The sequence below is a fragment of the Parabacteroides faecis genome (genome assembly GCF_014647375.1).
GTDB lineage: Bacteria > Bacteroidota > Bacteroidia > Bacteroidales > Tannerellaceae > Parabacteroides > Parabacteroides faecis.
On sequence record NZ_BMPB01000013.1, the window covers coordinates 245103 to 252268 of the forward strand.

Below are 7166 nucleotides of genomic sequence, written 5' to 3' on the forward strand. Positions count from 1 at the left end.
TAAATTATGGAAGAATATTGTGGTTCAAATATTTTGCTATTCATTCCAGGAGGAGTGAACACTTTATATGGAAAAGCTATATATAATTGTCTTGTAAGTAAAGGATGCAATGTTTCTGTTTATCCGGAACGACCAAGTTCTAAAACTGTAGACAAAATAGTATTACGTCTTGTGAAACGAACAATGCCTTCTTATTTCTGTTCTTATATAAAGCATGTTATTCAATTAGAACGGAAGTATTTTGATTTTATTTTTGTTATACGAGGTGAAGGATTTAGTCCTGTTGCTGTTGATATGTTACGAGATGCCTACCCTATGGCTAAATTAATTTTATATACTTGGGATGTATTTGCTACTAATGATCTTTCTTGGATTGTTAAAAGTTTTGATAGAACCATATCTTTTGATATAGGAGATGCTAAAAAATATAAAATGGTTTTTCGTCCTTCATTTTTTTTACCTGAGCATCTTACTCTTTCGAAGATAGAACCGATTAAGTATGACTTATTCATGGTTGGGACTATATCTAGCGATAGATATTACTGGATGAAAAGGATGGAAAGATATCTTCAGAATAAAGGGATGAATTATTTTTTTTATTATTATATTCCATCATATCCATCTTTAATACAAGCAAAGATAAGGGGAAACATTCCTTTGTTGTGTAATAAAAAAGAATTTCATTTTACACCATTATCTATTGAAGATCAGTCATACTATATTGCCCAATCCAAATGTTTTTTTGATGTACAACATAGATTACAAACAACAAGTCTGAATAGACGTCCATTTGAAGCTTTAGCAACACGCACAAAATTAGTGACGAATTCAAATTGTGTATGTGATTATAATTTTTATAGAAAAAATAATATATGTGTAGTCTCAGACGATATAGATATTCCAGAAAATTTTATGACTTCCCCTTTTGAAGATGTACCAGATTCGATAAAAAGTCTTTATACAGTAGATGCTTGGCTCAATGATATTTGGAGATTGGATTTGGAAGAGTCTTATTTGAAATTTTTTAATTCAAATTGTAAAACAGATGAAATATTTCATAGATAGTATATAGGATTTTGTTTTTATATTTTATTGATTGAGATAATTTTGTGTGTTTTCGGTTGAATTTGAGGATGAAAATTGTTTAATATGTATAGATGTTTTTGGAAGCAGATAATTGATTTTATTTTATCTCTATTAATATTGATTGTACTTTTCCCAATATTATTAGTTGTGACTCTGTGTTTATATTTCACAAACAAAGGAGCCGGTGTTTTCTTTCTTCAAGAGCGTCCGGGTAAGAATGGGAAGATCTTCAAGGTTATTAAGTTCAAGACAATGACGGATGAGCGGGATGCTGAGGGAAAATTGTTGCCTGATGCTGATCGTTTGACGAAGATCGGGAAATTTATTCGTTCTACTTCAATTGATGAATTGCCACAGTTGATTAATGTGCTTAAAGGGGATATGGCATTGATTGGTCCGAGACCGTTGTTGCCTGAATATCTACCGTTTTACACTACAAAACAGGCACGAAGACATGAAGTTCGTCCAGGTATAACTGGTTGGGCACAAGTAAATGGAAGAAATTTTCTCCCATTTAGTAAACGGTTTGAATTAGACGTTTGGTATGTTGATAATTGTACATTTAAGACCGATTTAAAAATCATACTTATGTCAATAAAGAAAGTGCTACTTCGGAAGGACATATCTATTGGTTCAAATGTATCAAGAGATGCCGATGACCTAGGTTTTACAAAATATATCAAATATACAAAAGAATGAAAAAACTAATTATAGTAGGTGGAGGTGGAATGGGACGCTCCGTGTATTGTATTGCAAAAGGTTGCGTTGATTTCAATAAAGATTTTTCAATTAAAGGTTTTATTGATGATAATTTGCATTCACTGGATGGCTTTGAGGCTTATCCTCCGCTGTTGGGAACTATTGATGGTTATCAAATAGAAGACAATGATGTTTTTGTTTGTTCTATCGGAAACACAAAAGTAAAAAAGATGGTATGTGAAAAATTAAAGGAGAGAGGAGCCAAATTCTATACCTTGATACATAAAACAGCAATAGTTAGAGAGAATGTTAAAATAGGTGATGGTTGTATTATAGCTGAATATGCTTCTGTTGGAGCAGATTGCACAATAGGAGAAAATTGCTTGATTCAGACTTTTTCGATTGCCGCTCATGATTGTAAAATTGGTAATTATGTTCGTATAGATACACACTCAACTTGTGTTGGTGGTGTAGTAGTTAAAGACATGGCAACAATTCATACAACTGCAGTTGTGAGTCATAAAGTTGTTATTGGCGAAGGTGCTACAGTGGCAGCAATGAGTTTTGTAATAAAGAAAGTGAGTCCATATACAACGGTTTACGGAAATCCTGCAAAGGTATTGTTAATGTAAAAACGGAAGGTATGAAAGCATTTGTATTCCCGGGTCAGGGAAACCAGAAAGAAGGAATGGGTAAGGATCTCTACGAGAATTTCCCTAAAGCGAGAGCTGTTTTTGAACAAGCTAACGATATTTTAGGTGAGCGTTTTAGCGATGTGCTGTTTTCTGTGAATGAAGAGCAACTTATGGATACTCGCTATACCCAGAAAGGTGTATTTATTTATGAGGTTGCTGCGGCATTAGGACAAGATCTTATTTCACCTGATTGTGTAGCAGGTCATTCATTGGGCGAGTATGCTGCATTAGTAATTTCGGGGGCATTAAGCTTTGAAGAATGTCTCAAGTTTATTGTAAAACGAGGTAATGTCTTTTATGAGGCATTTCAGAAACATCCAAGTGCAATGGGTGCCATTATTGGTATTGCTGAAGATAAGGTTCAGACCGTAATTGATAGAGTTAGTGAAGAGGATAGTGAGAAACTCTATATAGCGAACTATAATGGTCCAGGACAATTAGTTGTTACAGGGGCTAGAAATTCTGTGAAAAAAGCATGTAAAATACTAAAGGAGATGGGGGCAAAGCGTGCTCTCGTTCTACCTCAGAAGGGCGTTGGACATTCTCCTAATTCTGTAGTAGAAGGATTAATTCTTAGTAAAGAACTCAGGAAACTTAATTGGTTGACTCCAAGAATCCCAATTTATCAAGATGTGGATGGTTTGCCACATACGGATCCAGTGGAGATTATGGACAATCAAATTAAGTTAATGACATCTCCTGTTCAGTGGACAAAGCTGATAGATAATATGCTTAACAATGGAGTAAATGAGTTTTATGAGTGTGGTACCGATGACACATTACAGAAAATCATTTGTAGAATGGCACCGGAGTCATTGGTTACATCAATCTTGCATACTCCTATTTACGAGGGAAAAGTACACGATTATTCAATAGTTAAAGAGTAATATATTTAATTTATTTATTAATTAATTTTTTTGCAATAATGAATTTAGAAGAATTTATCAAGGCATTTGCCGAGGAATTTGATGAGACACCTGCTGATATTTTCAAGGCTGACACTAAATACAGACAGCTTAAAGAGTGGAGTTCTCTTACTGCTTTGAGTATTATCTCTATGGTTGACGACCAGTTTGATAAAACTATCACAGGTGCAGATATTCGCTCAACGGAAACCATCGAAGATTTGTTTAACATTGTACAGGCAAAGTAATTATTATGGCTATTGCGAGTATTAAAAACGTCAAGATAGCTGGAATGGCGGCGTGTGTCCCTGAACGTATAGAAGAAAACAGGGACTACACTCTGCTTCCTCCGGATGAGATTGAAAAGTATATTGAGACTACAGGTGTTGAACGTCGACATTGTGCTATACACGATGGTAGTATTTGTACATCTGATCTCTGTCAAAAAGCGACTGAGGGGTTGCTTGAAAAACTTGGATGGGTAAAGGAAGAGGTGGATCTTATAGTCTTTGTATCACAGACATGTGATTATCGCTTACCATCAACAGGTATCGTGTTACAGGATAAAATGGGCTTCCCAAAATCTACACTTGCTTTTGATATAACACTCGGTTGCTCTGGATTTGTAGTAGGTCTTGGCGTTGCTGGAAATATGGTGTCAACTGGTAACTTTAAGAAATGTCTTCTGATGGTGGGCAACACTCAATCTGAGTATGCCAACTATAAGGATAAAAGTATGTGGTTTCTTTTAGGAGATGCTGGCACCGTCACTGCTCTTGAGTATAATCCCGAAGAAGCTGATAAGATTGATATATGTTATTCCACAGATGGATCAGGAAGAAAACATGTAATAGTACCTGATGGTGGTTCTCGAAATCCTGTCAGTCTGAAGTCTTTCGAGGAGGAAGCTGTCGGTGATGGGAATTTCCGTACCAGGCTAGATGAAAAAATGGATGGAGTTGAGGTCTTTGCTGCTGCGATTACTGGCGTTCCTAAATTATACAAACAATTGCTTCAAGAGTTTAATATTGACAATGAGAAAATGGATTACTGTTTGATTCATCAAGCAAGTAAGGTGCTTTTTGAGAAGTTAAGAAAGAAACTAAAGTTCCCGGAAGAAAAAACACCAATGAACTTAAAAGATTTTGGAAATACGAGTGGAGCAACCATCCCATTGTTAATGGTGTGCAAATTGAAAGAAGAGCTAGAGAGCCGTCCTCTTGAGATGGTTATGGCTGCTGTTGGTGTCGGTTTTTCTATCGGAACTGGACGTATTACTACCAACAAAATTAAAGTTTGTGATTTAATGTATTTATAAAATGTATAATCCTTTTTCACTTGAAGGCAGGACTATTCTTGTTACAGGCGCTTCCTCTGGCATAGGAAGAGGTATTAGTATTGATTGCGCTAAAATGGGTGCCACTGTACATCTGGTGGCAAGAAATGAGGAAAGGTTAAATGAAACTTTATCCCAAATGGAGGGAGAAGGTCATATTATTCACAAGGTAGATCTTTGTAGCTCTGATGATATTTACAATATGATAGAAGTAATACCAAAACTTGATGGTATAATTCTTTGTGCTGGTATCATCAAGACAATGCCCGTAAAAAATATCAATGAAGAGGCTATTTCAGAGATATTTAACACAAATATTATAGGTGACATAAAACTTATAAGTAGGATATTGAGGAAAAGAAAATTGAATCATGGTTGCTCTGTAATTTTCATCTCTTCTGTATCTACATTTAATGTTAAAGTAGGAAATTCGTTATATTCAGCAACAAAAGGTGCAGTAAATAGTTTTGCGAAGGCTATGGCTCTTGAAGTTTCAAAACAAGACATACGTGTCAATTGTATCCAACCCGGTTTTGTTCCCTCCGCAATTTTGGGCTGTGGAGCAATAGAGGAAGATTGTTTCTTGAAATTTTATGCAGAACGTCATCCTCTTGGTTTTGGCACACCAACTGATATAGCTAATTGTTGTATTTACCTTTTAAGCGATGCTGCACGATGGGTAACAGGCAGTATATTTACAATTGATGGCGGATATACTTTACAATAATTTAGGAGTAATAAGGTTTTTAAATTCTCCTGTACCATCTAATGCATATCTTGTCGTTTGTGAAAAGCATAAAAGATGTTTTGTTGTTGACCCGGGGACGAAAGAACAGAATAATATTCGAGACTATGTTCAAAAAAAGGGGTATAGTCTCGATTATATAATGCTTACACATGAACACTTTGACCATTGCTGGGGGGTTAATAGTCTTTTGGATACATTTAATGCCAAAGTAGTTACGACAAGACTCTGTTCTCATTGGATAAAGACACCTATGAATTACTTTAATAAGTTGTATTTCAACTCTGAAAAAATGTACTCCGTTAATAAAGTTGATGTTATTGTTGAGGACGTTGATATGAAACTTGAATGGAACGACTATATAATATCGTTTATTGCAGCAAAAGGTCATACCAATAGAGGAATGTGTATCTCTGTTAGCAATGCCTTGTTCACTGGGGATACAATGATTTATAAAACTAAGCCTTTCCTGAAAAAGAAATATGGGGCATCCATAGAAGATTTAAAGAAGACAATAGATTTTATCTATGAGTTTTTTGACAATGACATAATAGTATATCCTGGTCATGGAGAGAAATTTCAGTTAATCGAAATGCAGGAATATTACAAGGACTATTTTGCAGGAAAATATGATGACCATTTGAGATCGTCATCAATATTATCGGAAAAACCTATAAAATAAAAAGAGAACATTCAACATAGAAGTGTCTTTTCAAAGAGAGATGCTTACCTGTAAATTGATTAATAATCAGTAAATAATGCTTGGAAAGGCGAGGAAGCGTTTGTTTGGATTTTGCTTGTATACTTTGTAGTATAGTTTAAAAAAAATTAAATTATGGAAAAAGAAAAAGTTGCAAAGCATAAGTTTAAAACCCCTGAAGAATGGCAAGCTATATTGGAAATTGGAACGTTTGCGTATTGATGTTTATCCTGATAATTCATTTCTAAAGTACAAGCTACTTTATACATTCCGTTCTACCAAAATTTTCTACAGATAAGCTTATTCAACTTTACGACTACTTCGATTAAATTCTTTCCGCTTAAAAGATAAGTGCGAACATCATGAAAATTTTAGTAACCGGCGATTCTTTTTCAACCGGTTTGATTCTTGTTTGTCATAGCAATTGGAATTATATCTTTTAATCACAATATAAATCATGAACTCAAAAATCTACCTTTCTCTCGCCCACATGTCCGGTCGTGAGCAAGACTTCATAAAAGAAGCTTTCGATACCAACTGGGTAGTCCCCCTAGGCCCCAATGTGAATGCATTTGAAAAAGAGTTAGCGGAATATATTAAAGAAAATCGGCACGTAGTCGCATTATCTTCCGGCACAGCCGCCCTTCACCTAGGCCTTATCGAACTAGGAGTGCAAGCTGGCGATGAAGTTATCTGCCAGTCCTTTACTTTTGCCGCTTCCGCTAATCCGATAGCGTACCAGTCAGCGACTCCGGTCTATGTAGATAGCGAACAGGATACCTGGAACATGAGTCCCTTATTCCTGGAGGAAGCAATCAAAGACCGTTTGCGTAAAACAGGAAAACTTCCGAAAGCAATTATCCCGGTCCATTTATACGGCATGCCTGCAAAAATGGATGAAATTATGGCTATTGCTTCTCATTACGGAATACCCGTTTTGGAAGATGCCGCTGAAGCTTTGGGTTCAGAATATAAAGGACGGAAATGTGGTACTTTCGGA

Annotated in this window: 9 protein-coding genes; all 9 read left to right on the plus strand. The window is 35.6% G+C overall.

What is annotated here, in order from left to right:
- Positions 1–6 precede the first annotated feature (6 nt).
- Positions 7–1065 carry a WaaS/CpsH family glycosyltransferase gene (locus IEY67_RS19275; RefSeq protein ID WP_183670720.1) on the plus strand — a complete coding sequence of 353 codons (1059 nt, stop codon included), beginning with the start codon at positions 7–9 and terminating at the stop codon, positions 1063–1065.
- A gap of 84 nt (positions 1066–1149) precedes the next feature.
- Positions 1150–1785 carry a sugar transferase gene (locus IEY67_RS19280; RefSeq protein ID WP_183670718.1) on the plus strand — a complete coding sequence of 212 codons (636 nt, stop codon included), beginning with the start codon at positions 1150–1152 and terminating at the stop codon, positions 1783–1785.
- Positions 1782–2417, plus strand: a complete 636-nt coding sequence (locus IEY67_RS19285; protein WP_183670716.1) for a NeuD/PglB/VioB family sugar acetyltransferase — start codon at positions 1782–1784, stop codon at positions 2415–2417. Before IEY67_RS19280 ends, IEY67_RS19285 begins: the two co-directional genes overlap by 4 nt.
- Before the next feature lie 11 nt (positions 2418–2428).
- Positions 2429–3367, plus strand: a complete 939-nt coding sequence (locus tag IEY67_RS19290; protein WP_183670711.1) for an ACP S-malonyltransferase — start codon at positions 2429–2431, stop codon at positions 3365–3367.
- 38 nt (positions 3368–3405) lie between these two features.
- Entirely contained in the window at positions 3406–3633 is a 228-nt protein-coding gene (locus IEY67_RS19295) for an acyl carrier protein (protein ID WP_183670709.1), read from the plus strand.
- Between the two features lie 5 nt (positions 3634–3638).
- The gene (locus IEY67_RS19300) at positions 3639–4703 is read left to right on the plus strand and encodes a 3-oxoacyl-ACP synthase III family protein (protein WP_183670701.1); all 1065 of its coding nucleotides are present in this window, start codon (positions 3639–3641) and stop codon (positions 4701–4703) included.
- A 1-nt stretch (position 4704) separates the two neighbouring features.
- Positions 4705–5448 carry an SDR family NAD(P)-dependent oxidoreductase gene (locus tag IEY67_RS19305; RefSeq protein ID WP_183670699.1) on the plus strand — a complete coding sequence of 248 codons (744 nt, stop codon included), beginning with the start codon at positions 4705–4707 and terminating at the stop codon, positions 5446–5448.
- Complete coding sequence (locus IEY67_RS19310; RefSeq protein ID WP_183670697.1) at positions 5426–6148, plus strand: MBL fold metallo-hydrolase; 723 nt, start codon at positions 5426–5428, stop codon at positions 6146–6148. The genes IEY67_RS19305 and IEY67_RS19310 overlap by 23 nt, the downstream gene beginning before the upstream one ends.
- 475 nt (positions 6149–6623) lie before the next feature.
- The coding region (locus tag IEY67_RS19315) for a DegT/DnrJ/EryC1/StrS family aminotransferase (protein ID WP_189086831.1) at positions 6624–7166 on the plus strand (543 nt) is incomplete at its 3' end.

Bases quoted from the DNA above. Each gene is read 5' to 3' on its own strand.
- IEY67_RS19275 (WP_183670720.1), top strand. From the start codon at position 7: ATGGAAGAATATTGTGGTTCAAATATTTTGCTATTCATTCCAGGAGGA.
- IEY67_RS19280 (WP_183670718.1), top strand. From the start codon at position 1,150: ATGTATAGATGTTTTTGGAAGCAGATAATTGATTTTATTTTATCTCTA.
- IEY67_RS19285 (WP_183670716.1), top strand. From the start codon at position 1,782: ATGAAAAAACTAATTATAGTAGGTGGAGGTGGAATGGGACGCTCCGTG.
- IEY67_RS19290 (WP_183670711.1), top strand. From the start codon at position 2,429: ATGAAAGCATTTGTATTCCCGGGTCAGGGAAACCAGAAAGAAGGAATG.
- IEY67_RS19295 (WP_183670709.1), top strand. From the start codon at position 3,406: ATGAATTTAGAAGAATTTATCAAGGCATTTGCCGAGGAATTTGATGAG.
- IEY67_RS19300 (WP_183670701.1), top strand. From the start codon at position 3,639: ATGGCTATTGCGAGTATTAAAAACGTCAAGATAGCTGGAATGGCGGCG.
- IEY67_RS19305 (WP_183670699.1), top strand. From the start codon at position 4,705: ATGTATAATCCTTTTTCACTTGAAGGCAGGACTATTCTTGTTACAGGC.
- IEY67_RS19310 (WP_183670697.1), top strand. From the start codon at position 5,426: ATGGCGGATATACTTTACAATAATTTAGGAGTAATAAGGTTTTTAAAT.